The 23,725-nt window shown below is 55.6% G+C and carries 25 protein-coding genes; 12 read left to right on the top strand and 13 right to left on the bottom strand.

All coding sequences use genetic code 11. The annotated features are described in order from the left end of the window. Window positions 1-33 precede the first annotated feature (33 nt). The 3 genes from H573_RS0105470 to H573_RS0105460 are packed head-to-tail and all read right to left on the bottom strand — an operon-like array spanning window position 34 to window position 2,069. The gene (locus H573_RS0105470; protein WP_027873381.1) at window positions 34-825 is read right to left on the bottom strand and encodes a metal ABC transporter permease; all 792 of its coding nucleotides are present in this window, start codon (window positions 823-825) and stop codon (window positions 34-36) included. Further along, window positions 818-1,585, bottom strand: coding sequence for a zinc ABC transporter ATP-binding protein ZnuC (gene znuC / locus H573_RS17165; RefSeq protein WP_036255770.1), 768 nt, complete (start codon window positions 1,583-1,585; stop codon window positions 818-820). The genes H573_RS0105470 and znuC overlap by 8 nt, the downstream gene beginning before the upstream one ends. Further along, window positions 1,578-2,069 (bottom strand): Fur family transcriptional regulator, encoded by a 492-nt coding sequence (locus H573_RS0105460; protein WP_027873380.1) that lies wholly within the window; start codon window positions 2,067-2,069, stop codon window positions 1,578-1,580. The genes znuC and H573_RS0105460 overlap by 8 nt, the downstream gene beginning before the upstream one ends. Before the next feature lie 86 nt (window positions 2,070-2,155). Here H573_RS0105460 and H573_RS0105455 point away from each other — a divergent pair, with 86 nt between their 5' ends. Next, entirely contained in the window at window positions 2,156-2,992 is an 837-nt protein-coding gene (locus H573_RS0105455) for a metal ABC transporter solute-binding protein, Zn/Mn family (protein WP_027873379.1), read from the top strand. 3 nt (window positions 2,993-2,995) lie between these two features. Here H573_RS0105455 and H573_RS0105450 read toward each other — a convergent pair whose 3' ends face one another. After that, entirely contained in the window at window positions 2,996-3,265 is a 270-nt protein-coding gene (locus H573_RS0105450) for a hypothetical protein (RefSeq protein WP_027873378.1), read from the bottom strand. A 257-nt stretch (window positions 3,266-3,522) separates the two neighbouring features. On the opposite strand from H573_RS0105450, the gene polA reads away from it, so the two are divergent. After that, window positions 3,523-6,252: a DNA polymerase I gene (gene polA / locus H573_RS0105445; RefSeq protein WP_027873377.1), complete on the top strand. Its 2,730-nt coding sequence runs from the start codon at window positions 3,523-3,525 to the stop codon at window positions 6,250-6,252. A 9-nt stretch (window positions 6,253-6,261) separates the two neighbouring features. On the opposite strand, the gene yihA is transcribed toward polA, so the two are convergent. After that, window positions 6,262-6,912 carry a ribosome biogenesis GTP-binding protein YihA/YsxC gene (gene yihA, locus H573_RS0105440; RefSeq protein WP_027873376.1) on the bottom strand — a complete coding sequence of 217 codons (651 nt, stop codon included), beginning with the start codon at window positions 6,910-6,912 and terminating at the stop codon, window positions 6,262-6,264. 162 nt (window positions 6,913-7,074) lie between these two features. Between yihA and H573_RS0105435 the strand changes: the two genes are divergently transcribed. The 4 genes from H573_RS0105435 to H573_RS0105420 all read left to right on the top strand — a co-directional run bounded on the left by H573_RS0105435 (window position 7,075) and on the right by H573_RS0105420 (window position 9,938). Beyond that, entirely contained in the window at window positions 7,075-7,371 is a 297-nt protein-coding gene (locus H573_RS0105435) for a c-type cytochrome (RefSeq protein WP_027873375.1), read from the top strand. A gap of 38 nt (window positions 7,372-7,409) precedes the next feature. Continuing rightward, complete coding sequence (locus H573_RS0105430; protein WP_027873374.1) at window positions 7,410-8,036, top strand: c-type cytochrome; 627 nt, start codon at window positions 7,410-7,412, stop codon at window positions 8,034-8,036. Between the two features lie 144 nt (window positions 8,037-8,180). Beyond that, window positions 8,181-8,888 (top strand): thiol:disulfide interchange protein DsbA/DsbL, encoded by a 708-nt coding sequence (locus H573_RS0105425; protein ID WP_027873373.1) that lies wholly within the window; start codon window positions 8,181-8,183, stop codon window positions 8,886-8,888. A gap of 144 nt (window positions 8,889-9,032) precedes the next feature. Beyond that, the gene (locus H573_RS0105420; RefSeq protein ID WP_027873372.1) at window positions 9,033-9,938 is read left to right on the top strand and encodes a DMT family transporter; all 906 of its coding nucleotides are present in this window, start codon (window positions 9,033-9,035) and stop codon (window positions 9,936-9,938) included. A gap of 9 nt (window positions 9,939-9,947) precedes the next feature. On the opposite strand, the gene H573_RS0105415 is transcribed toward H573_RS0105420, so the two are convergent. Then, the gene (locus tag H573_RS0105415; protein WP_027873371.1) at window positions 9,948-10,835 is read right to left on the bottom strand and encodes an AraC family transcriptional regulator; all 888 of its coding nucleotides are present in this window, start codon (window positions 10,833-10,835) and stop codon (window positions 9,948-9,950) included. A gap of 156 nt (window positions 10,836-10,991) precedes the next feature. On the opposite strand from H573_RS0105415, the gene H573_RS0105410 reads away from it, so the two are divergent. After that, complete coding sequence (locus tag H573_RS0105410) at window positions 10,992-12,140, top strand: iron-containing alcohol dehydrogenase (protein WP_027873370.1); 1,149 nt, start codon at window positions 10,992-10,994, stop codon at window positions 12,138-12,140. Window positions 12,141-12,153: 13 nt separating this feature from the next. Here H573_RS0105410 and H573_RS17160 read toward each other — a convergent pair whose 3' ends face one another. The 7 genes from H573_RS17160 to H573_RS17150 form a co-directional block, all read right to left on the bottom strand. Continuing rightward, window positions 12,154-13,293, bottom strand: a complete 1,140-nt coding sequence (locus H573_RS17160) for an alpha-L-glutamate ligase-like protein (protein ID WP_084497935.1) — start codon at window positions 13,291-13,293, stop codon at window positions 12,154-12,156. Continuing rightward, entirely contained in the window at window positions 13,290-14,825 is a 1,536-nt protein-coding gene (locus H573_RS0105400) for an inactive transglutaminase family protein (protein WP_027873369.1), read from the bottom strand. The genes H573_RS17160 and H573_RS0105400 overlap by 4 nt, the downstream gene beginning before the upstream one ends. After that, window positions 14,822-15,400: an ATP-dependent zinc protease family protein gene (locus H573_RS0105395; RefSeq protein WP_161624241.1), complete on the bottom strand. Its 579-nt coding sequence runs from the start codon at window positions 15,398-15,400 to the stop codon at window positions 14,822-14,824. The genes H573_RS0105400 and H573_RS0105395 overlap by 4 nt, the downstream gene beginning before the upstream one ends. Window positions 15,401-15,504: 104 nt before the next feature. After that, window positions 15,505-16,875, bottom strand: coding sequence for a deoxyribodipyrimidine photo-lyase (gene phrB / locus H573_RS0105390; RefSeq protein ID WP_027873367.1), 1,371 nt, complete (start codon window positions 16,873-16,875; stop codon window positions 15,505-15,507). Then, entirely contained in the window at window positions 16,872-17,831 is a 960-nt protein-coding gene (locus H573_RS0105385) for a YbgA family protein (protein WP_027873366.1), read from the bottom strand. Before H573_RS0105385 ends, phrB begins: the two co-directional genes overlap by 4 nt. Before the next feature lie 80 nt (window positions 17,832-17,911). After that, the gene (locus H573_RS17155) at window positions 17,912-18,268 is read right to left on the bottom strand and encodes a c-type cytochrome (RefSeq protein ID WP_205618897.1); all 357 of its coding nucleotides are present in this window, start codon (window positions 18,266-18,268) and stop codon (window positions 17,912-17,914) included. Further along, window positions 18,258-18,779, bottom strand: coding sequence for a MarR family winged helix-turn-helix transcriptional regulator (locus H573_RS17150; RefSeq protein WP_036255765.1), 522 nt, complete (start codon window positions 18,777-18,779; stop codon window positions 18,258-18,260). Before H573_RS17150 ends, H573_RS17155 begins: the two co-directional genes overlap by 11 nt. A 231-nt stretch (window positions 18,780-19,010) precedes the next feature. On the opposite strand from H573_RS17150, the gene ectA reads away from it, so the two are divergent. The 5 genes from ectA to H573_RS0105350 all read left to right on the top strand — a co-directional run bounded on the left by ectA (window position 19,011) and on the right by H573_RS0105350 (window position 23,704). Next, complete coding sequence (gene ectA / locus H573_RS0105370; RefSeq protein WP_027873365.1) at window positions 19,011-19,547, top strand: diaminobutyrate acetyltransferase; 537 nt, start codon at window positions 19,011-19,013, stop codon at window positions 19,545-19,547. A 38-nt stretch (window positions 19,548-19,585) separates the two neighbouring features. Then, window positions 19,586-20,857 carry a diaminobutyrate--2-oxoglutarate transaminase gene (gene ectB, locus H573_RS0105365; RefSeq protein WP_027873364.1) on the top strand — a complete coding sequence of 424 codons (1,272 nt, stop codon included), beginning with the start codon at window positions 19,586-19,588 and terminating at the stop codon, window positions 20,855-20,857. Between the two features lie 92 nt (window positions 20,858-20,949). Then, on the top strand, window positions 20,950-21,333 hold the full coding sequence (locus H573_RS0105360; protein ID WP_027873363.1) for an ectoine synthase: 384 nt from the start codon (window positions 20,950-20,952) through the stop codon (window positions 21,331-21,333). Between the two features lie 53 nt (window positions 21,334-21,386). Next, window positions 21,387-22,826 (top strand): aspartate kinase, encoded by a 1,440-nt coding sequence (locus tag H573_RS0105355; RefSeq protein WP_027873362.1) that lies wholly within the window; start codon window positions 21,387-21,389, stop codon window positions 22,824-22,826. Then, the gene (locus H573_RS0105350) at window positions 22,814-23,704 is read left to right on the top strand and encodes a TPR end-of-group domain-containing protein (RefSeq protein ID WP_036255764.1); all 891 of its coding nucleotides are present in this window, start codon (window positions 22,814-22,816) and stop codon (window positions 23,702-23,704) included. Before H573_RS0105355 ends, H573_RS0105350 begins: the two co-directional genes overlap by 13 nt. Window positions 23,705-23,725 lie beyond the last annotated feature (21 nt).

Here is a 23,725-nt window from a genome sequence, read left to right as displayed (position 1 = left end):
AAAGCGCTAAAAACGCCGCGAGTCGGCGTTTTTTTATGCCTGACGAAAGCCGCGGCTAAACTGCGCCGCAACGAAGATAAGTGCTGCGCACAAGACAACGCTTGGCCCGCCTGGGCTGTCCCACGTCCAAGCAGCTGCCAGCCCTGAGGCCACCGCTGCGACGCCGCATAAAATCGCAATTACCGCACACTGCTCAGGGCTTCGGGATAATCTGCCCGCCGCCGACGCGGGAATAATGAGCATCGCGGTGATGAGCAGCACACCGACAACCTTCATCGCGACCGCGACGGTTGCGGCAATCAGCAGCATCAACAAAAGGCGCAGGGCGTTCACATTTCGGCCCTCTACAGCCGCTAACTCGGCGTGAGCGATTACCGCCACCAGGCCGCGCCAGTAGCAGCCCAGTAATAGCAATACAACGGTGGCGATGCCCGCCAGTAAGCGCAAATCTTCCGGCATTACCGCCAGCAAGTCGCCGAATAAAAAGCTATTGAGATCAAATGCCGGGCCATCCATAAATGACAGCGCTACCAAGCCCAGTGCCAGGCTGGTGTGGGAGAGAATGCCCAGTAAGCTGTCCAGGGCGGTGTCGCGCCATAACTGCAGGGCGAACAGCAGCACGGCGATGCCGGTGCAGGCGAGTAACACCGCCCACTCCAAGCGTATTTGCCAGCTTAAGCCGAGCGCGAGCCCCAATAGTGCCGAGTGCGCAAGAGTGTCGCCAAAGTAGGCCATGCGCTGCCAGGTGACCAGCGTGCCAAGGGGGCCGCACACCAGCGCCAATATCAGTCCGGCCGCCAGTGCGTTGAGTAAAATATCAGTCATGATGGCAGGGGCCGCCGCCCTTCTCCCTTACAACTTCGCCATGCATGTCGTGGCGGTGATCGTGGTCGTGTTGATAGAGGGCAATGGCCTCTGCGTGACGACGACCGAAAAGTGATAGATAAGCCGGATCATTGCTGACCGTCTCTGGGTGCCCGTGGCAGCAAACGTGCTGATTGAGGCAAATAACGGTGTCGGTCTGGGCCATCACCCAGTGAAGGTCGTGAGAGACCATCAACACCGCGCAGCCCAGCTGATCTCGCAACTCGCCGATCAACTCATAGAGTTCGGTTTGGCCGGTAATATCCACCCCTTGAGCGGGCTCGTCGAGTACCAGTAGTTCGGGCTCGGCAAGCAACGCGCGGCTAAGCAGTACGCGTTGAGTCTCACCGCCGGAAATATCGTGGAGTGGCCGGTCAGCCAGGTGGGCAATGCCCGTGCGGGACAGCGCTTGCTTGATGCTGCAGCGCCGCTGCTGCGACATGCGTAAGAAGCGACTGACGCTGATCGGCATCAGTGGGTTGATGCTCAGGCGCTGCGGCATGTAGCCAATGCGCAGGCCTGGGGCGCGCGTCACGGTGCCACTATCGGGGCGTTGGAGGCCCAAGGCGATGCGCAGCAGGGTACTTTTACCGGCGCCATTCGGGCCGATAATTGTCATGATTTCGCGTCTTGCCAGGTTCAGATCGATCTCTGACAGCAGGGTTTGCTGGCGGAGGCTGAGCGACACCTTTTCAAGCTGCAGAAGTCGGCTGTCACTCACTCTCGGGTTGCTCCTGGCAGCGCTGGCAGCTGCCGACGACCTCTACGCACTGCTCTTCTGCCTGGAATCCGCGCCCTTCAGCGGCTTGGCGGATAGCGCTATCGATCGCCTCGGCGTCGAGTTCAATGGCGGTATTGCAGTGTCGGCAAATGAGGAAGTGCCCGGAGTGTCGATGGCTTGGATCCGCGCAGCCGACAAAGGCGTTGAGCGACGCAATGCGGTGGACAAGCCCCTGCTCTAGTAAAAAATCCAAGGCGCGATAGACGGTAGGGGGCGTGCTGCGACGCTCGCTTTGCGCATCGAGCGACTCCAGCAAGCTATAGGCGCCCACCGGTTTGTGGCTATCCCAGATCAGGCTGAGAACATGCTCGCGAATCGGCGTGAGTCGTGCTCCGCGGTCGGCACATATCTGGCGCGCACGCTGCAGGGCCTCATCAATGCAATGTTGATGGTTGTGATGTTGCTCGGGTGCCTCGGTAGGCATTGGTCAGCACCTAGTAGAAATAATAATGTTATAATATTTCAATTTTCTTTCTGTTACACCACCTGACGTTGAGGTTACTGTCGATCATGCGCCGCTGCTGGCTGATATTGCTGTGTTTTTGCTGTATTTCTGTGCCGGCTTACGCGTCGTCCTTGCAACTGATGACTACCGTTAAGCCGCTGCAGTTGTTGGTGGCCGATATTGCCGGCGATGCCGCCGAGGTTGCGTTGCTGCAGTCTGCCACGACGTCACCTCACGATTTTCAGTTACGCAGCTCTGATCTCGGCCGTTTGGCAAAAGCGGATATGGTGCTGTGGTTTGGGCCCGCGTTGGAGCACTACCTCAGCAAGCCGATCCGCCGCTTTGACCATGCGGTTGCTCTGTATCCGGATGATCAGCCCGGTGATGTTGATGCTCATTACTGGCTGGATGTTGAGCAAATTCACTATATGGCGCGGCGCATCGCTAAGCTGCTGTCAGATCGGATGCCCAGTCGCAGCGCCTACTTCCATGCCAACGCGGCGCGCCTCACCTCTGCCCTGCGCCTGTATGACAAGTCATTAGCGTCTCGCTTGCAGCGAGCAAGTGATCGGCGCTATCTGTTTTTGCATGACGGCTTTTCCCGTTTTGAGGCTCGCTATGATTTGCGTGGCGGGCAGGTATTGTCGGGTGGTGAGGGCCGTATGGCGGGTGCGCGGCACCTGGCCGAGTTGCGCGAGCAATTGCAGGCGGGCGAGATACAGTGTGTGTTTCGCGAACCGCAATATCCTGCCGCGATGTTGAGGGTGTTGACGCAGGGACTGGACGTGCCAGTTGTCGAGCTAGACCCGATGGCGGGTGATATCACGACAGCTGGCGGCTTTATCGGCTTTTACCGCCAGCTTGGAGAGGCATTTGCGAGCTGTCTGGTCGCAAGCCCTTAGCGTTTACTGGTCGAGGCTTTTTGCGCCAGGCAGTGACGGCGCTTCGAAGTTGTCCAGTGCTACGCTCAGTGAGGCTGAGACCACATCCAGTGTGTTTGCCAGTACGCGTTCGGCATTAACGGTGTTGTTAACAGTCGTATTCTCCGGTGCATAGCTCGCGGTGGCTTCACTGTAGGCTAATACCAGCGGCGCGCCCGACGCCGTGTCCTCGTCAGCGGCAAACGCTGCGGTGCTGGCAATCAAAAGTAGTACTGCGCTGCTTAGCTTTTTCATCTCTCTTTCTCCTCTGTGGGGCGCTGTTGCCCCGGAACAAGATGCTGTTGTCACCTTGTGTTACGTAAGGTAACACATTGCCGATGGTTCAATGTGCTTAAATTTTGTTCATATTTGCGTAATGCACTGTTCATGGGGGTGTTGGGGTGTTACCTGGGGAAGTTTTCGGTAACACTCTGGCCGGCTGTGTGGGTCACTCGATTTCTGGCTTCGTGATACACTCGCGGCTTCTTCGGCTGGCAATGAATATTTCGACAATGACTGCGACATCTCCCCTTGTTTTGGTAGACGGTTCCTCTTATTTATACCGGGCTTTCCACGCTCTGCCTCCACTAACTAACTCCAAAGGACAGCCAACGGGGGCGGTGAAAGGTGTTATCAGCATGTTGCGCCGCCTGCAGAAGGATTACCCCGATAGCCCCATTGCCGTGGTATTTGACGCCAAGGGCAAAACCTTTCGCGACGACATGTACAGCGACTACAAGGCCAACCGCCCGCCTATGCCGGACGACTTGCGGGCGCAAATTCAACCTATTCACGACATTGTCGACGCCATGGGGCTGCCGAGACTGGTGATCGATGGTGTAGAAGCCGACGACGTGATTGGCACCCTGGCGGCCCAGGCCGGCGCGGACCGGCCGGTAGTGGTGTCGACCGGAGATAAGGATATGGCGCAGCTAGTGAATGCCCATGTCACGCTGGTGAATACCATGACCGATACCAAAATGGATGAGGCTGCCGTCGCCGAAAAATTTGGTATTCCACCGTCGTTGATTATCGACTATCTCGCGCTAATGGGGGATAAAGTTGACAATATTCCCGGTGTGGCCGGCGTTGGCGAAAAAACCGCCCTGGCCCTGCTGCAAGCCCTGGGAGGCATAAAAGATATCTATGCTCGGCTAGATGAGGTTGCGGACCTATCCATTCGCGGCGCCAAGAGCCTAGCGAAAAAGTTAGAGGCGTCGCGCGAGGCGGCTGAATTGTCCTATGAGTTGGCGACTATTAAGTGCGATGTGGCGCTCGATGTTGCGGTGGCGGATCTTCAGCCGGGTAGCGTCGACAATGAGCAGTTATTGGCGCTGTTTCGCGATATGGAATTTAAAGGTTGGGTCGACGAGCTGCAGCGCAATGAGGGGGCTGCCGAGGGAGGCGACGATCAGCCTGGTAACCCCTCCTCGGAGAAGCAGTACAGCGTTATTCTCGACGAAGAGAGTTTTCAGCAGTGGCTGGATCGACTGAGCGCAGCGGCATTGTTCGCTTTCGATACCGAGACAACCAGCCTGAATTATATGCAGGCGCGGGTGGTTGGGGTGTCTTTTGCCATTGAGCCGGGTGAGGCGGCCTATGTGCCCTTTGGTCACGACTATATCGACGCTCCAACGCAGCTCAGTGAAGAGCGCGTGCTCGGGGCCCTAAAGCCCTTGTTGGAAGATGAAAATGTCGCCAAGCTGGGACAAAATCTTAAGTACGATGCGAATGTCTTGGCGAACCACGGCATTACCCTGCGGGGTATCGCCGAAGACACCATGCTTGAGTCGTATGTGCTGGATTCCACGGGCAGCCGTCACGATATGGATAGCCTGGCGTTGAAATACTTGGGCCAATCAACCATCCACTTTGAAGACATTGCTGGCAAAGGCGCTAAGCAGCTTAGTTTTAATCAAATCGCTCTCGAGCAAGCCGGCCCCTACGCCGCTGAGGATGCCGACATCACCCTATGCTTGCATCAGGCCTTGGCGCCCAAGCTCAGCGAGGCGCTAGCCCTAGTTTCGGTGTACCGGGACATTGAGTTGCCGCTGGTGGCAGTACTGTCACGGATAGAGCGCAACGGCGCCCTGATCAGCCGAGACATGTTGGCGGTGCAGAGCATGGAGATTGCCGACAAGCTCAAGCAGCTGGAGCAGCAAGCCTACGACATTGCCGGTGGTGAGTTTAATTTGTCCTCGCCCAAGCAGCTGGGTGAAATTCTGTTTGAACGATTGGAAATCCCCGTTATCCGCAAAACGCCAAAGGGCGCGCCGTCTACGGCCGAAGAAGTGCTCGTTGAGCTGGCTCACGATTACCCCCTGCCGCAAGTTATTCTCGATTACCGAGGTTTGGCGAAGCTGAAGTCGACGTATACCGACAAGTTGCCGCAATTGATCGACCCGCAAACCGGGCGCGTGCATACCTCCTACCATCAGGCTGTTGCCGCCACCGGGCGTTTGTCGTCGTCAGACCCTAACCTGCAGAACATTCCCATTCGCAGTGCTGAAGGCCGCCGGATAAGAAAGGCCTTCGTTGCGCCGCAGGGGTACAAGATACTGGCGGCGGACTATTCGCAAATTGAGCTTCGCATTATGGCCCACCTCTCTGGTGACGAGGGCCTGATCAACGCCTTTAAAAATGGCGAGGACATTCACCGCGCCACGGCTGCTGAGGTATTCGGTGTGGAGTTAGACGCGGTGAGTGATGAGCAGCGCCGCAACGCCAAAGCCATTAACTTTGGGCTGATCTACGGCATGTCGGCCTTTGGCTTGGGGCGCCAGCTCCATATCGGGCGCAACGAGGCCCAGCAATATATCGACCTCTACTTCGAGCGCTACCCGGGGGTCAGGGAATATATGGACAATACCCGCGCGCTCGCGGCGGAAAAGGGCTATGTGGAAACCCTGTTCGGCCGCCGCCTGCACCTGCCGGAAATTAATGCGCGCAATGGCCAGCGGCGTCAGGCTGCCGAGCGCACGGCAATCAATGCCCCCATGCAAGGCACGGCTGCCGATATTATCAAGCGGGCAATGATTGCCGTGGATGCCTATCTGAGTGAGCAACAGCCCGACGCGAAAATGATTATGCAGGTTCACGACGAACTGATTCTTGAGGTTGCCGAGGATCAGCTCGATAGCGTTCAGGAGCGTGTTGTCGCGTTGATGGAGAGCGCTGCCGAGTTGGCTATACCGTTAGAGGTAGGAGTGGGCAGTGGCGACAACTGGGATGAGGCGCACTAGCGCCGCGTCTCAGTCCTGGCCGTCGAGCTCCTCGTCTTCTTCAAAGCGAGCCGTTAGCCATACATCGAGCTGTTCGCGAAGGTCATCCAGGCCGTCGCCACGCGGTGCTGAAAACAGCTGCGCGTTTACCAGCCCACCGTAGGGCTGCAGGGCTTTTCGCACTTGCAGCAGGGTCGACATTGCCGGCCCGCGCTTGAGTTTGTCGGCCTTAGTCAACAGGATGCGCACTGGCATCCCCGCTTGGTGGGCCCAATTCAGCATAGTGGTGTCGAAGTCGGTGAGCGGGTGGCGAATATCCATCATAAGCACCAGGCCGCGCAGCGATTGGCGGTGCTGCAGGTAATACTCCAGGTTGCGTTCCCATTCTTGCTTCACCTTTAGTGGCACTTTGGCGAAGCCGTAGCCGGGTAGGTCAACAAGTCGCATGCTGTCTTGTTCGTTCACAGAGAAAAAGTTGATAAGCTGGGTACGGCCTGGTGTTTTACTGGTCTTGGCCATCTTGCTGTTTTCCGTCAAGCGATTAATGGCGCTCGACTTGCCGGCGTTCGAACGGCCGGCAAATGCGACCTCCGCGCCGCTGTCTTCCGGGCATTGGGCAAGTTTGGGTGCACTTTTCATGTAGACGGCGCGGCGGTAATTAACAGAATTGGCCTTGGGCATAAAATATCCGGGGGAGTATTGCGGTGCATAGCAAGTCTAGGGGGGCCAAAAAATGGCCCAGACTCGGGCTTGTTGTGTATAATGCCGCAGTTTTTACTGGGGGTCATCACCCAGCGTGTCGCAGCTTTCACCGCGGGCGCCGGTCAGAAGAGAGGGTAAACCATGAAAAAATGCTTATTCGCAGTACTTCTTGCCATTACCAGCGTAGCCGCTAGTGCCAACGCCGATGTCGAGGCGCGTTACAAGAAGTCCTGTTACGCCTGCCACGGTTTTGGTGCCAATGGTGCGCCTAAAACTGGTGATGTTGCCGCCTGGACTCCGCGTTTGGAAAAGGGAATGGAAACGCTCGTAAAACACGCTCGTGAAGGCTTTAACACTATGCCGCCGATGGGTTTGTGCTTTGATTGCAGCGATGCCGACTTCCAAGCGCTAATTGAGTATATGGCGACGGCCAAGTAAGGCGCGCTAGAACTTCTGTTTTTAAAGAGTAAGTGATCATGAACAAACCTTTGCTAGTTTTTCTTGCTTCCCTGCTGCTGAGTAATGTTGCGGTGGCTGTGGAAGGTAACGCTGCTGCCGGTAAGTCAAAATCTGCCTCATGCGCCGCCTGTCACGGTCAAGACGGCAACAGCCCGGCACCCACCTTTCCTAAATTGGCTGGCCAGGGTGAGCGTTACCTGATCAAGCAAATTCATGACATCAAGTCGGGTGCGCGTCCTGTGCCAATGATGGCCGGCCAGACTGACAACCTGAGCGATCAGGACATTGCCGACATCGCCGCTTACTACGCGAGCCAGACTGGCTCTGTTGGCCAAGCGGACCCGGCGCTGGTTAAGAAAGGCGAAGCGATTTACCGTGGCGGTATTGCCGAGCGCGGTATTCCAGCGTGCTCCGCTTGTCACTCTCCTACGGGTGCAGGTATGGCAGCAGCAGGCTTCCCAAAATTGAGTGGCCAATACGCTGACTACACCGCAGCGCAGCTGAAGGCGTTCCGTGCAGCAATGGATGGACGCGAAGGTCGCGACAATGACGGCGAAGCGAAGACCATGCGCATGATCGCGTTCAAAATGAGCGATGCCGAGATTGAAGCGGTCTCAAACTTCATTCAAGGTCTGCATAACTAAGGTGTGCAGAGCTTGTGAAAGGCGGCAATAGCCGCCTTTTTTTTCGCCGCTGAATTGTTGAGCTGTAGGAACCGCACAGGCGTTGGCGTGTCTGATACACTCTATCGGCATCGCACTCGACTCGCATAAGTAATTAGGATGGGAATGATGAAGAAACACATCTCAATGTATCTGTTTGGCATGATGGCGCTGCTGGTATCGGCCTGTAGCAACGGTGATGCGACAGGGGGGCAGGCCGCCCAGGTTGCTGCTAAAACGACGGCTGAAACGCGCACCGCGCCGCCAGCCACAGCGGTCAACGGCGAAGGCTTTGTTCGTATTGCCCAGCCGGTACGCACGTCCGATGCGAATAAAATCGAAGTCGTGGAAGTGTTTTGGTACGGCTGTAGCCACTGTTTTGACTTCGAGCCTATGGTGAGCGCGTGGGCGAAACAGTTGCCTGAGGATGTGGCGTTTGTGCAGTCACCGGCAATGTGGAACGACTTAATGGTGCTGCACGCTCAGGCCTTTTATACCGCCAAAGCGCTGAACATTCTCGACCAGGTGCACGAGCCGCTGTTTGACGAGATCAACCTTAAGAAAAACCCGCTGCGAAATCGCGATGCGATTGAAAAACTGTTTCTTGAGCACAGCAATATTGATGCCGAGACCTTTCGTAAAACCTTTGACTCCTTTGGTGTGAAGAGCCAGGTACGGCAAGCCGATTCCCGTGCGCGTAGTTACGGTATCGCGGGTACCCCGGAGTTGATCGTCAATGGCAAATACCGGGTTACTGGCCGCGCAGCAGGCAGCAAAGCTAATATGTTGAAGGTGGCTGAGCAGCTTATTGAGCAAGAGCGCGCCGCCCGCTAAGCGCTTCCGCAAGTTAGTTTGACCCCGCCAGCGCGGCCCAGTCGCGCTGGCTTAGCGACGCGGTTATGTAGCGACTAACGTCGCCTATGCATCAGCGAAACGCCCCTTCATACTCTTTCTTTCCCGCGCCTTGTGGACCGTTTTATGTCGCCACTTCGTATCGCTGTTTTCACCGCCCTGTCGATGTTGGCCTTTACCGGCAATGCGCTTATTTGTCGTGCAGCGCTGTTGGGCGGCACGATAGATGCGGCCAGTTTTACAGCGCTGCGCCTGCTGTCGGGCGCCGCTATGTTGTGGGCGATTATTGCGGTGCGCAACATTCCCCATCGCGACGTCTCTCCCCCGGTATCCGCGCGCGTTATCTCCGGTTTTGTATTGTTTGCGTATGCCGCGGCGTTTTCCTATGCCTACGCTCGAGTATCCGCTGGCGCGGGTGCCCTGATTCTATTTGCCGCGGTGCAAACGGTGATGATCGGCTACGGCTTCTACCGCGGGGAGCGCTTTAACGGTTTGCAATGGCTGGGCCTGCTCCTTGCCTACGGTGGCCTGTTGGCACTCATGCTGCCCAGTGCCACAGGTGCATTAGAGGGCGCACCGTCGCTGCTGGCTTACCTCATTATGTTGATCTCTGGCGCGGCGTGGGGAGTCTACTCTTTGTTGGGGCGAAGGGTGGGCGATCCGCGCGTGATCTCGGCGCACAACTTCCTCTACTCTCTGCCATTCGCCGCGCTTCTTAGTCTGGCGATGTGGGCCGTTGAGCCGCCGCGGTTAGGCGCAGAGGGTGTTGTACACGCCCTGCTATCCGGAGCCGGCGCTTCGGCGCTGGGCTATATCGTATGGTATTCCGCACTGCCAGCGCTCAGGGCGACAACGGCGGCAAGTGTCCAGCTGAGCGTGCCGTTAATGACGGCATTGGGCGGCATTTTGCTACTTGCCGAGCCCTTCACCCTGCATTTTTTGCTGGTGTCGGCGGCAATTATTGGTGGCTTGGCGCTGGTGATATTCAGTAAATCACAGCGCGTCGAAAAAACCGGGCTGCGCCCTCGGTAGCTTGTATCGCTATACCGGCCGTTGGCTGACCATACGCGCCGGTGCCTGCTGAAAGTGGCGCTTGAATTCGCGGCTGAATTGCGAGGGGCTGCGGTAACCGACCAGTACTGCGGCTTCATTTGCGCGCCGTCCCTCGGTGGCCATCAGCTCTTTCGCCTTGCTTAGGCGCAGCTTCTTTAAGTACTGAAGGGGGGTTTCTCGGGTCACCTGGCGGAAGGCGCGATGAAAACTCGAGGGGCTCATTCCCGCATAGTCAGACAGGGCATCGACATTCAGGTCTTCGGCATAATGCCAGTGCATATGCACCAATACCCGTGCCACGCGTGCGTAGTGGCCGTCGTGTTGGGCAAGCTCGGTGAGTACATGCCCCTTCGGGCCAATCAGTATTCGGTAGATAAACTCTCGAACAATTGCCGGCCCCAGAACCTGTGCGTCCTGAGGGCTAAGCAGGGCCTCAAGCAAGCGTTTTAGCGTGTCGTTCATATTCGGACTCAAACGGTCGGAGCTCAGGCCGCAGTCGCCATTATCGCCGCGTTTTTGACCGAGGCTGGGTGTGACGTCAATGAGCTCCTGGAGCAATGCGGGATTAATGCTGATGGATATGCCCAGCAAGGGTAAGTTGCCGTCGCTATGTGCTTCGCACTCGAGTGGCAGCGGCACACCTTGCACCAAGTAGCGGCCGGGGCCGTAGTCTACCTGCTGGCCATTGAGATGAATGCGTTTGCGGCCTTGGGCCATCACGATAATGCCAGACTGATACACAAAGGGCTGGCGGGGGCTGCCGCGGCTTGCTCGGTAGATGTGAACACCGGGAATGATCGTGCTAAGGCTGCCTTCCAATGTATCCAGTGATTGACTGCTGATATAGCGCTGAAGCAGCTCGCGAATCGTATTCATAGAATGATTGCTTGTGGGGTGTTTTTTGCATTTTGGCAGGAATAGGCAAATAAAATCCAGTAATTGCGGTTTTTATTCCCATTAATAGCTCGTATTGTACATTGCATTGTGGCGCTGTTGTTGGCGCGACTCCCTGTGTTATCAATGAGGTTTAGTATGAAATTTTCGTTTGTGAACCCAACTCAAATTCATTTTGGTCAGGGCCAGATTGCCCGTATTGCCGACGCTATTCCCGCTGATTGCAAGGTTTTGCTGCTCTATGGCGGTGGCTCGATAAAGAACAACGGTGTGTATGAGCAGGTGGTTAGCGCCTTAGCTGAGCATCAGTGGCAGGAGTTCGCCGGGGTCGAACCCAACCCGACGGTTGAGACCTTGGACAAAGCGGTTGCTCAAGTAAAAGACAGTGGTCTGGATTATATTCTGGCTGTGGGCGGCGGCTCGGTTATTGACGGCGCTAAATATGTTGCCGCCGCCGCACTGTATGATGGTGAGGGCTGGGATATCTTGCTGGGCAAACACCGCGTAAAACAGGCGCTGCCAATTGGCGCCGTATTGACCCTGCCTGCGACAGGCTCAGAGTCTAACGGTGGTTCGGTGATCACCAAGAAGGCGACCCGCGATAAGTTGAATTTCATGTCGCCAGCGGTTCAGCCCGGTTTTGCCGTGCTCGACCCAGATGTGATGAAGACGCTCCCTGAGCGCCAGCTTGCCAATGGCCTGGTCGATGCCTGGGTGCATACGTGTGAGCAATATCTGACCCTGCCCACCGAGGCAATGGTTCAGGAAGGCTATGCGGAAGCACTGCTCAGAACGCTTAAAAGCCTGGGCGAGCGTTACGCTGAGCGCGATGATGACAGCTGGCGGGCCAACTTGATGCTGGCTGCCAACCAAGCGTTGAATGGTTTTATTGGCAGCGGTGTCCCGCAGGACTGGGCAACCCATATGATTGGCCATGAACTCACCGCACTCTATGGGGTGGATCACGGCCGTTCATTGGCGATTGTCCAGCCGTCACTGCTGCGCCATCAAATTGCGGTGAAGCGCGAAAAGCTTGAGCAAATGGCGCGCAATGTTTTTGGTTTGACTGCGTCTGCAGATCTCGCGGAGCGCTGCATTGATGCGATCGAAGACTTCTATCACAGCCTAGGCGTGGCCACCCAACTTACCGAACACGGCGGTGATAAAGCGGCGGCGATCGATGCGATTGTCGCGCAGCTGGAAGCGCACGGCATGGTCAAGCTGGGCGAAAATCGCGCCATCACGCCGAAGGAAAGCCGCGAGATTCTAGAGCAGGCGGTTGCATAGGGGCCGATGGCCCCTACTGTTGGGCCGGCGGTGGATTGCCTGACTGGGGCACGCGAATGCCGGCATCGACCGATGGGTCGTCTGCGCCGGGTTTGCTTGCTGCACGGAGGGCCGCTTCTTCATCGGCCGCCTCTTGTGCAGCGCGCTGCTCGGCGAGTTCTTTCGCCAGGGCGGCGCACTCGGCATTGGCAAAGGTGTTTTGGCAGAACGCCAGGCGCTGGTCGGGTGTTGGCGCGTTAACTCCCTGTTTCTCCAGGCGCTCTATCTCGGCTTCGACGGCTTGGCAGCGCGCCGACAGGCCGGTGTCATTGGCGATTTGAATGTTGAGCCCCGGCCGCGCGTTGAGCTCTAACATCATAGGGCCCAGGTCCTTATCCAGCACCATATCAACACCGATATAACCCAGGCCGGTAAGTTCATAGCAGCGCGTTGCCAGGGAAATAAAGCCCTCCCAAAATGGCAGTTCAACCCCGCGAACGGGGTTGGTGGTGTCGGGGTGGGTTTGAATCTTTTTGTTGAGCCAGGTGCCGTCGAGGGTGATGCCGGTGGCCAGGTCAACGCCGACGCCAATGGCCCCTTGGTGGAGGTTGGCCTTGCCGCCAGACTGGCGGGTTGGCAGGCGCAGCATCGCCAGAACGGGATAGCCCTTTAGCACGATGATGCGAATATCTGGCACGCCCTCGTAGCTGATGGCACTGAAGATGGGGTCCGGGATCACGCGGTACTCGATTAGCGCGCGATCGCGATGGCCACCGAGGGAATAGATTCCCGAGAGTATGCCCGACAGGTGGAACTCAATATCCTCAAGGCTGAGTAAGCGGCCTCCGGCGCTGCGGTAATAGCCCTCGAATTGATCGGCGATCACCATAATGCCATCGCCGCCAGCACCCTGAGACGGCTTGATGACGAAGTCACGGTGGCTGCCGATAATGTCGCGAATCTGACTAATTTGTTTCTCGGAATCAATGATGCCGTACATGGGTGGCACATGAATGCCGTTGTCTATCGCCTTTTGCTTGGTGAGAATTTTGTCGTCAACCAAGGGGTAAAGGTGGCGAGCGTTGTAGCGCAACACATAGTCGGAGTTGCGTTCATTGATGCCCATAATCCCCTTCTCGCGAAGGGTCTTCCAGGTTTTAAGTAGCGAGGTCATTGGCCGTCCTTAAGCATTGCTTTAAAGCGGAATAACTCGCTGATGCGATAGCCTCGGTAGTGGCCCATAGCCAGCATAATGGCCATTAGCATCAATAACACGCCGGGGAAGGTGAACACGAAATAAATCCACGGCGCGTAGCTCATCATCAAGTGGGCCAGCGTAGCGGCAATCAGGGTGCCGATGCCCACTTTTAGACTGTGCAGTCCGCCCCGCTCTTCCCAGACGATCGACAGCCGCTCTATCGACATGGTCAGGATCACCATTGGGAACAACGCAATCGACAGCCCGCGGTCGAGCCCCAGTTGGTGGCCGAGCACACTGATCAGCGCCATCACAATGACGACGAAGGTCAGCACGACCGATAGCCGCGAAAGTAACTGCAGGTGGAGGTGTTCTAAGTAGGAGCGCAGCCCCAGGCCGAGGGCGGAAATGGTCGTGAAGAGAATGATCCCCCACACCACCTGCGTTTCTCTGAAGGCCAAGCCGATTAATACGGGTGTGAAGGTGCCCAGTGTTTCGATGCCGACAATGTTGCGCAGGAACAGGATCAGCATCACCCCAATGGGGATCATCAGAATAATTTCAAAGGTCTGTTGGGATTGCAGCGGCAGGCTGTACATTGACAGCGCCCAGCTGTTTTCCTGACGACTTTCATTAATGCTCTGTGCCAGCATGATTGAGTTCATGGTTTGCCGAGTGGAATTAATCTCCACCTTAACCTGCCTGCCGCCGTCGACTTTTACCAGCGGGTCGCGTCCCGTCCACCACACAATTCGGTCATCGGGCAGGCCGAAAACACCGGTCTCGGTGTTGAAGTACAACCAGCGTTGACCGTTATAGCTGCGCATCCACAGCTCGGGCTGCTGGGTGCCGCTGCTCAACAGGCGCAGGGTATGTACCTGCTCCACGGGAATGTGGGCCGAAGACAGCAACAGCTCAAGTACGCGGGACTTACTCAGCTGAGAATAGTCATTGCGCAGCAACAGCCGCGCGTTGTCGTTGTTGCTGTCGTTAATCAGCTTAATGGCTTCGCGAATAAAGGTTTCGATATCGGCGGAGTGCTCGCGAATGGGCTTTAGCAGGGCCTCAACGGCCACTTTTTCAACACCTTTGAGATTGGGGCTTTCGCGAAATTGGGGGCCGGGTTCTTCATTGGACAAGCGCGTATTGCTGCGCTGGGTCAGCATTAGTCGGTAGAACAGTTGCTGCTGACCTTCAGCGCGCCGCGCTGACCATACCGCCCGGCGATTTTGTTCCAATTCGTCGATGTTCACCCCGTAGTTGCGAGCGATGAAGCTTTCATCAAGAGTGATGAATTTGCTCCAGCTCGGAGGCAGATACATCTGCACCTTCACCGGCGTTTTTTCCCGCGCGTTAAAGCTGATCTTGGTGTCGATAACCCAAACAGGCTCGGTGGTCTCCGCGCTGACCGGAATGTTCAACGCAAAAATCTGCCAGGCCGTGGCCGCCGCACCTAGCAATAGCAAGGCTGCGGCAAGCACTTTAACGTGCAGTTTGACGCCTTTCATTCGGCGCTCTCCTTATCGATATGTTTTGCCTTTTTCGCACAGGCGTTTTTGTCTTGAAGGTATTTTTCGCTGGGGTCGACAATCGCGTTGAAGGCAATCAATGGGTCAGAGCCGATCAGCATGGCCTTTGAAAATTGCCGGCGATCGGCCAGGTTCACTTCAACTTTACGAGAGGCGCCGCCAATACACAGGGTCAATTCAAGTACTGGGCGGCGGTGATAGTATTTGTCGTCCTCATCCATGTCGCCAGCCCGCCGAATTATACGGATGTGTTTCTCCAATGGCTGCGAAACGGACTTGAGCTCGCCACTGGGCAGTACTAAATCGAAGTGCACCATGTCGGGCTCGTCGCCGCGCCCCTTCTTCACTTTTGGGTTAATGGCGTTGATGGAGGCGCTCTCTGCGCCAGTGTCAATTTTGGCTTTGTAGCGGACCCCCAGTTCTTCGATATAGACATACTCACTGATGCCGAAGACGGTCTTCGCCTCGCTCACCGTTTGCGCATTGGACATGGCGGCTGCCGACAGACTCATGGCGGCGCTAACGATCAATAGACTGTGTCGAAGTAGTTTCACATCTTCTCCCGGTAATCGATGGTGGCGTCGTCGTTGCTTATCTAGCATAGAACACCGCGCTGTGACGGCGCCAGCGTTAAAGTCTCAACAGAGCTTGCCGGGCTTTAGTCCCTAATTTCCTGAAAAAGTGCTAAACAGGTTTCGCGACTTTCTTTGTGGTCGACAATCGCCTGGGGGTAGCCGGCGACATTTTTGGGTTGGTGCAGCGCCTTGCCGGAGAGCTCGCGCAGTTCGGGAATAAACTGCTTGATAAACTCGCCATCGGCGTCGAAGCGCTGACTCTGTGTGGTGGGATTAAAAATGCGGAAGTAAGGCACGGCATCGGTGCCCGTGGAGGCCGCCCACTGCCAGCCGCCATTGTTTGATGCGAAATCGGCGTCGATAAGCTGCTCAAGAAAGTGCCGCTCGCCCCAGCGCCAGTCGATGTGTAAGTGCTTGCAGAGAAAGGAGGCCGTTACCATGCGCAGACGATTATGCATCCAGCCAGTTTGTGCGAGCTGGCGCATGCCAGCATCCACTATTGGGTAGCCGGTCTCACCCGCTTGCCAGGCGGCAAAGTGTTCGGGATTGTTGCGCCAGCGCAATTTTTCGGTGTCAGTTTGAAAGGCGCGCCCCTTAACCACCTGGGGGAAGTGGTAGGCCACTTGGCGGTAAAATTCGCGCCACAGCAATTCATTAAACCAGTTGCCTGCGCTGGATTTCGCGTCCCACATGGCCTCGCCGCACTCCATTTGCAGGCGCGCTAAACATTGCCTGGGGCTGATCACGCCTAGCGCTAAGGCCGCCGATAAGCGCGAGGTGCCGTCGATAGCGGGGAAATTGCGCTGGTCGCTATAACTTGGCGCTTGCTCACTACAGAACTCACGGAGCTGCTCAAGCACCGCGTTCTCTGACACTGGCCAGTCACTGGCGTCGCGTTCTTCGCCAAAGGCCTCGATGCGGGGGATCGCCGCAGCTGCCGCTTGCGCTGGAGGGCGTGGCAATACGCGTGGGAAGTGCTCGCGCAAGCGCTGGCGGGCACGACGCGAGTACGGCGTAAACACTTTATAGGCGCTGCCATCGTCTTTGGTGCCCAGGTTTGGGTGAATGAGGCAGTCATCAAGCAGGGTAAGGGGAATCGGCAGCGCTTGCTTGCAGGCGGCATCGCGCTGCATTTCATCAACCAGTAGCTCTTCATGCGCGAATATTTGTGCAATGCCGTATTGCTGGCAGTAGTCCGCCAGCATCTTTGGAACATGGCGAAAATGCGCGGCATCGATAATGTCGAAGGGTATTCCCAATGCGGCGAGCTGCTCCGCCAAGGCCTGCAATGCGCGGCGCAAATAGTGGCGACGTATCGGTGCGATGCCGTGTTCGTCGAGTTGCGCCGGGCACAGGAAATAGACGGCCCGGCAGGGGCTGGCTGCCACTGCGGCGCTGAGAGCCGCGTGGTCGAGGCTGCGAAGGTCGTTGCGAAACCAGGCCAGTGCTGTCACAGGCCCACCCGCAATTTAAGGTCGCGCGGATAGGGATCGAAATAGTATTGATCCAATAAGTAGTCGACTTGGTACTTTTTCAAAAACATGGCCAGCATCTCCAGTGGCACCAGCAGTGGCAGCAGGCCGTTGGAGTAGTCCTCAATCACCTTGGTTAGTTGTGCTCGGTCCTCTTTTTCCAAGTGGTCTTTGAAAAAGCCCTGAATATGCATCAGCGTGTTGCGATGGTTTTTGGGGTTCGCGGGTTTCTTCAGAGCGTCCATAAAGCGGCGGATGTACTCGTCGGCACTTTTCTCTAGGTTGTCACTAAGGGTATCGGCGACCAGTGGCCCCAACTGCCGATAGATAGACTGGTTGTGTGCGAGCAATAGAAACTTATGCCGGCGATGGAATTCCTGCAGTGCGGCCACCGTCAGCCCCTCTGCTTGTATGGCCTGCCAGCGCGAGTAAGCGATAACGCGCAGTACAAAATTCTCTCGCAGGGGCAGGTCGTTCAAGCGGCCATTTTCCTCTACGGGAAGTAGTGGCAAGGCTTCCATCAGCTTGCGAGCATAAATGCCTACGCCGACCTTGCCTAAGCCCTGACCCGTTTCAGAGACAACGGGAACGCGCTCCATGCCGCAGCTGGGTGACTTGGCGCAAAAAATATAGCCACTGATATGTCCGAGCTTGGCGGCAGTGTCGCTGGCGAAAACCTGCATTTTCTCGGTGACATCCAGATCCGGGCCTTCCTTGCTGCCCTGTAAGCGCGGATTCTCCGGGTCGCCGACCAGGCGGATGGTTGGGCGCGGTACGCCCATACCGATGGCCTGCTCGGGACAGACTTTTACAAAGTCGAAGTGTCGGCTGAGCTCATCGGTAGCAAAAGGGAGGCGCTTGTGGCCGCCATCATAACGAACTTGGTCGCCGAGCAGGCAAGCACTGATACCAATTTGAATCGGGTGGGGAATTTCCATAGCAGCGTCCTCTGCGCACGTTCTTATGAGTCGAAATACGTGTTTGCATTGGCGCTAGATCAGCGCCACGAGGTTCTAGCTTAGTCGTTTTCGGCCGCTTTAGGCGAGGTTTGATGCGGTGTAGCCATAAACGTGATCAACGCATGATAGTCCTCGCGGCTGCAGCTGCCACACATCCCTTTTGCTGGCATTGCCTTAAAGCCACCTGTGGTGTGCTGCAGAAGGGTATCCATGCCCTTTTCAAGTCGCGGCCGCCAGTCTTCGGCATTGCCGCTGCGAGGGGCTCCCTTGGTGCCGCGACTATGGCAGCTATAGCAACTCTGGATATAGAGCGTCTTTAAGTCAGAGGATGATGGCATTACCGCCTTGTTGCCGGGTTCGCCGCAAGCGGCCAGCAGCATGGCTAAGAGAACAATGGCCGCGCGACTATTTTTCATTGAAGCCAAAGCTCGGTTGCTCGTGTTCACTCTGGCGGTCGATGGCACCCACATCCAGCAGCGGTGCCGCGTCGATATGTTGTGCATCCATCATCTGCGCGACGCGCTGTAGCGAGCTGATGATCTGCATTTGTTCCCAGTCCTGCAGGTCGCGGAACTGCCGCTTGAAGTATTCCTGGAGTGGTGTTGGCGCGTTGCGAATAATTTCAGCGCCCTGCTCGGTCAGGCAGGCAAAAACCTTGCGTTTGTCCTGGCTCGAGCGTTCGCGGACCACAAGCTGGCGCTTTTCCAGTCGGTCGATGATGCTGGTGACGGTTGCCTGGCTTAGGCTCACCTGTTTGGCGATATCCGAAATGATGGCGTCGCCCTGATCGCGCAGGGTTTGCAGAATCAGCATCTGTGGCGCCGTCAAGCCGGAGGTCTTCATCAGGTGTTTGGAGTGCAGGTCAACGGCGCGGGTAACGCGCCGCAGAGCAATCAAAACCTCTTCGATATTGTCGTCATCTTTCATGTTGGATGTCCTCGCAATCGGCCCATTTTAGTGCGCTTGCGGCAAAAATGCATTGCCATGATGCATTGCTCTCTAAGCCTTTGTTTGAAAAATGTGCAGCCATAAGGTTATAATGCTTCGTGTACTAAGTAATTATTTGGGAGGTTGAGTTCATAAACAGGCCGAATACAGCATAAATTGTTTATTTTTTGCTCATTTTTGTGGCCGGTTTATAATGAACACAAATAAATTGTGTTGAAATCAAATGAAGCGACGTCAGCGGACGCTTTTGAGCTGGTTTTTCGCCAACCTACGGCGGAAGATGGCTATCCACTCAATCAATTGGTGGCGAATAGCCCCCCCCTCGATCCGAATTCGGTCTACTGCAATCTGCTGCAGTGTACCCACTTTTCAGAAACCTCGGTTGCCGTAGAAGAAGATGGCCAGCTGGTCGGTTTTATCTCTGCCTACATTCCCCCAGCCAAGCCCGACACAGTATTCGTGTGGCAGGTTGTGGTTGATAAGAGCCAACGTGGCCGGGGATTGGCAAAAAAAATGATGCAGGAAATTGTGCAGCGGCCAGCTTGCGCCGATGTGCGATTTTTAGAAACGACGATCACGCCAGACAACGAGGCGTCATGGGCACTGTTCCGCAGCTTCGCTCGGGATATGAACACCGAGTTGAATCACGACATCTGGTTCGAGCGCGAGGCCCATTTCCACGGAAAACACGACAGCGAGGCATTGCTTCGCATCGGACCCTTCCCTCGACCCCCTTTAGAACAATAGCGGTCGACAACATTAAAGGATGCTAAGAGGACATTATTATGAGTATTTTTGATCAGCTTGAATCTGAAGTGCAGTGTTATGCACGTTCATTCCCGGTAACGTTTAATAAGGCGCAGGGTGAATACCTGTACGACGTCGATGGTAATCAATACCTGGATTTCCTCGCCGGTGCCGGCACGCTGAATTATGGTCACAACCACCCGGTGCTTAAAGAAGCACTGGTTGAATACATCATGCGCGACGGCATTACCCACGGTTTGGATATGCACACCGACGCCAAGGCCGACTTTTTGAACGCGTTTAGCGAGAACATTCTCAAGCCGCGCGATATGGAATACACCTTCCAGTTCACTGGCCCCACCGGCACCAACGCGGTTGAAGCCGCCATGAAGCTGGCGCGTAAGGTAACGGGCCGCAATACCATTATCTCGTTTACCAACGGGTTCCACGGCGTGACCCTGGGCAGTGTTGCTGCAACGGGTAACGGTCATCACCGCGGTGGTGCCGGTGTTGCCTTGGGCGACATTTCGCGTATGCCATTTTGTGGATACCACGGTCGCGACGTCGACACCATTAAGATGATGGATAAGCTACTTAGTGACCCGTCTTCGGGCATTGATCTTCCCGCAGCGGTGCTGGTGGAGTGTGTGCAAGGTGAAGGCGGTTTGAACGTCGCCAATAGCGATTGGTTGCGCGGCTTGGAAAAGCTGTGTCGCAAGCACGACATCCTGTTGATTGTTGATGATATCCAGGCCGGCTGTGGCCGCACGGGTACCTTCTTCAGCTTTGAGCCAAGCGGTATCAAACCCGACATCGTGACGATGTCGAAGTCGCTGAGTGGCTACGGCCTGCCCTGCGCAATTGTATTGCTGCGCCCCGACCTGGACGTGTGGGCACCGGGTGAGCACAACGGTACTTTCCGTGGCAATAACCACGCTTTTGTTACCGCAGCGGCTGCCATTCGCCATTTCTGGAAAGACGAGAGCTTCTCGAACGAGATCATTGAAAAGTCGGCGATTGTACGCGACCGCTTCAAGAAAATTTCTGATCGCTACGGTGTTACGCGAGCGGCTGTTAAAGGTCGCGGCATGATGCAGGGCATCGCCCTTGCCGATGGTGATACCGCCGACGCGGTAGCCCGTGCCTGTTTTGAGCGCGGCTTAGTGATTGAAACCTGCGGTAACCGTGGGCATATCGTAAAATGTTTCTGCCCGCTGACCATCGACAAAGACGAACTGATTCGCGGCATGGATATCGTCGCCGATGCCGTCTCGGAAGTCTTGTTGAAAGACGTTAAAAAAGCGTCTTAATCCTGCCTTGTATTCGAGCCCGCCCGGGCTCGGGTTTGGACCCGCCTTATGAGCGGGTCTTTGCAACAACTAAAGAAATTGGAAATCGAGTAATGATCGTAAGAACATTGGAAGAGTGTGAAAATTCAGAACGCAAAGTCGACGGCGGCAATTGGCAAAGTGTGCGCATGCTGCTGAAAGACGACAATATGGGCTTTTCTTTCCATATCACCACGATTCTTGCTGGCACGGAAACACCAATCCACTACCAGAATCACCTGGAGTCTGTGTACTGCATGGCGGGTAATGGTGAGATCGAAACCGTTGAAGACGGCAAGATATACAAAATTGAGCCCGGTACGCTGTATATCCTCGACAAGCACGACAAGCACTTACTTCGCGGTGGTAGCGAGGACATGAAAATGGCTTGTGTATTTAATCCGCCACTAAGTGGCAAGGAAGTTCATGATGAAAATGGCGTTTATCCCATTGACTGATTATTAAAAAGCACGCGAATAACGTCCTTTTTAATGACCGAATGGAGAATACGATGTCACACAGTGTAGAAAAAATTGGCGGCACCTCAATGAGCGATTATGCCGCGGTTCGCGACAATATTATTTTGGCGGGTGCTGAAGGTGACCACCTGTACGGCAGAATTTTTGTTGTGTCTGCCTATGGTGGCGTGACGGATATGTTGCTGGAAAATAAGCGCAACGGTAATCCGGGTGTCTACGGCCTGTTCGCCGATGATGAAGGCAGTGAGGCACTGTGGCGCGAAGCGTTGCGCAATGTTGCTAAGGCCTTGCATCAAATCAACGAAGAGCTGTTTGACGACGCCGAGCAACTTAATGAGGCCAATGCGTTTATTGACGGCCGCTTGTTCGAAGCTGAGCGCTGCATGGATAACCTGCACCGCCTGTGTCAGCACGGACACTTTGGTTTGGAAGATCACCTGCTAACGGTGCGTGAAATGCTGGCCAGTATCGGCGAAGTGCACAGTGCATGGAACACCGCCCAGTTGCTGCAGCGCGACGGTATTAACGCGCGTTTTGTTGATCTTTCCGGCTGGAGAATGGAATCGGCAATTCCCTTGGATGCCCACATTCTGCGTGAGCTGGAAAAGATCGACGTGCAGAAAGAGCTGCCCATTGTTACCGGTTATGCCTACTGCAGTGAAGGCTTGATGGCGACTTTTGACCGCGGTTACAGCGAAATGACGTTTAGTCGTTTGGCGGTAATGAGCAAGGCGGAAGAAGCGATCATTCACAAGGAATACCACTTGAGCAGTGCAGATCCACGCCTGGTTGGCGCAGAGAAAGTCGTGCCGATTGGCCGCACTAATTACGATGTTGCCGACCAGCTGGCCAATTTGGGCATGGAGGCGATTCATCCGCGTGCCGCCAAGGGCCTGCGCCAGGACAATATTCCGCTGCGGGTGAAAAATACCTTTGAACCAGAGCACGGCGGCACGCTGATTGATGGTGAATACACCAGTGAGCGCCCCTGTGTAGAAATTATTGCCGGTCGCAAGCAAGTTTATGCACTGGAAGTGTTCGACCAAGACATGGTCGGTTCACTGTGGGACTACGAGCAGAGAATACTCAGTGCGATCTCTCGCTTTAAAGCGACGGTGATCACCAAAGATATTAACGCCAACACCATTACCCACTACTTGGGCACTAACCTGAAAACGGTGAAGCGCATTGTTAAAGCAGTAAATGATGAATTCACGACTGCCGAAGTTAGCACGCGCAAGGTGGCCATTGTGTCGGCCATTGGCAGTGATATGAAGGTGCCAGGTATGCTGGCAAAAACGGTCTCGGCATTGGCGTCGGCGGATATCAGTGTACTGGCTATGCACCAGTCTATGCGTCAAGTGGACATGCAGTTCGTGATCAATGAAGATGACTACGAGGCAGCGGTCGCCAATCTGCACCGTTGTTTAGTAGAAGTCCATGATCACGGAGAGGCAATATGCGTGGCTTGACCCTGTGCTGGATAGTGGCAGCGCTGCTACCCTTAATGGCGTTTGCTGCTTCAGAGCAAGAGGTTAGTGACGAGCAGATCGATCAGCATATTGATCAACTGCAAGAGCCACTCTACTCCCCCTTCATCGAGCGCTATATCCTCGATGAAGTGCGGTCGCTAAGAATGGATATGGAGCGCAAGCATCGCGAACTCACTCAGGAAGTGGTGGATCGCGAGCTTGGCGCTGCAGACAAAGCGGTGTCCTACGCTACCAATACGGTTACGTATTTCTTCTATTTAATCGCGGGTGTCAGTTCGGCGCTGGTGTTGATCGGTTGGAATTCTCTGCGTGATATTCGCGATAAAGTGCATAGTGTTGCCAGTGAGCAGGTGGCCGAAATCGTTGAAGAATACGAAAAGCGATTGCGTGCGATAGAGAAGCAACTCAAGCAAGAAACTGAGCACATCGAATCCAACCGTGAAGAAATCAACCGCACGCAGGAGATCCATTCGCTGTGGTTGCGTGCCAGTCAGGAGGCCAGTCCGGCGGGTAAAATTGGCATCTACGACCAAATACTGGCCATTCGCCCCAGTGACATCGAAGCCATCACCTACAAGGCTGACGCCGCGCTGGATCAGGGCGAGCCACAGTGGGCGGTTAATCTGTGTCATCAGGCCCTCAGTCTCGACGAAACTAATGGCCACGCATTTTATCAGTTAGCCTGCGCTCACTCAGCAATGGGCAATCTCGATGACGCCGCACGTTACTTTGCTAAGGCGGTTTCTCAAGCTGAAGCCTATCGTGAGGAGTTGGAGCGAGACCCTACACTGGAGTCTCTGCGTGACCACCCCTTGGTCCACGAGTTACTTGACTCAACAGCAAACGACAATATTTAACGCTGCTCGGCACCGGGCAGT

The sequence above is a fragment of the Neomelitea salexigens DSM 19753 genome (assembly GCF_000422345.1).
Lineage (GTDB): Bacteria > Pseudomonadota > Gammaproteobacteria > Pseudomonadales > Spongiibacteraceae > Spongiibacter > Spongiibacter marinus_A.
Note: the sequence above shows the minus strand (reverse complement) of the source record. Positions and strands in the feature narration are given on the sequence as shown.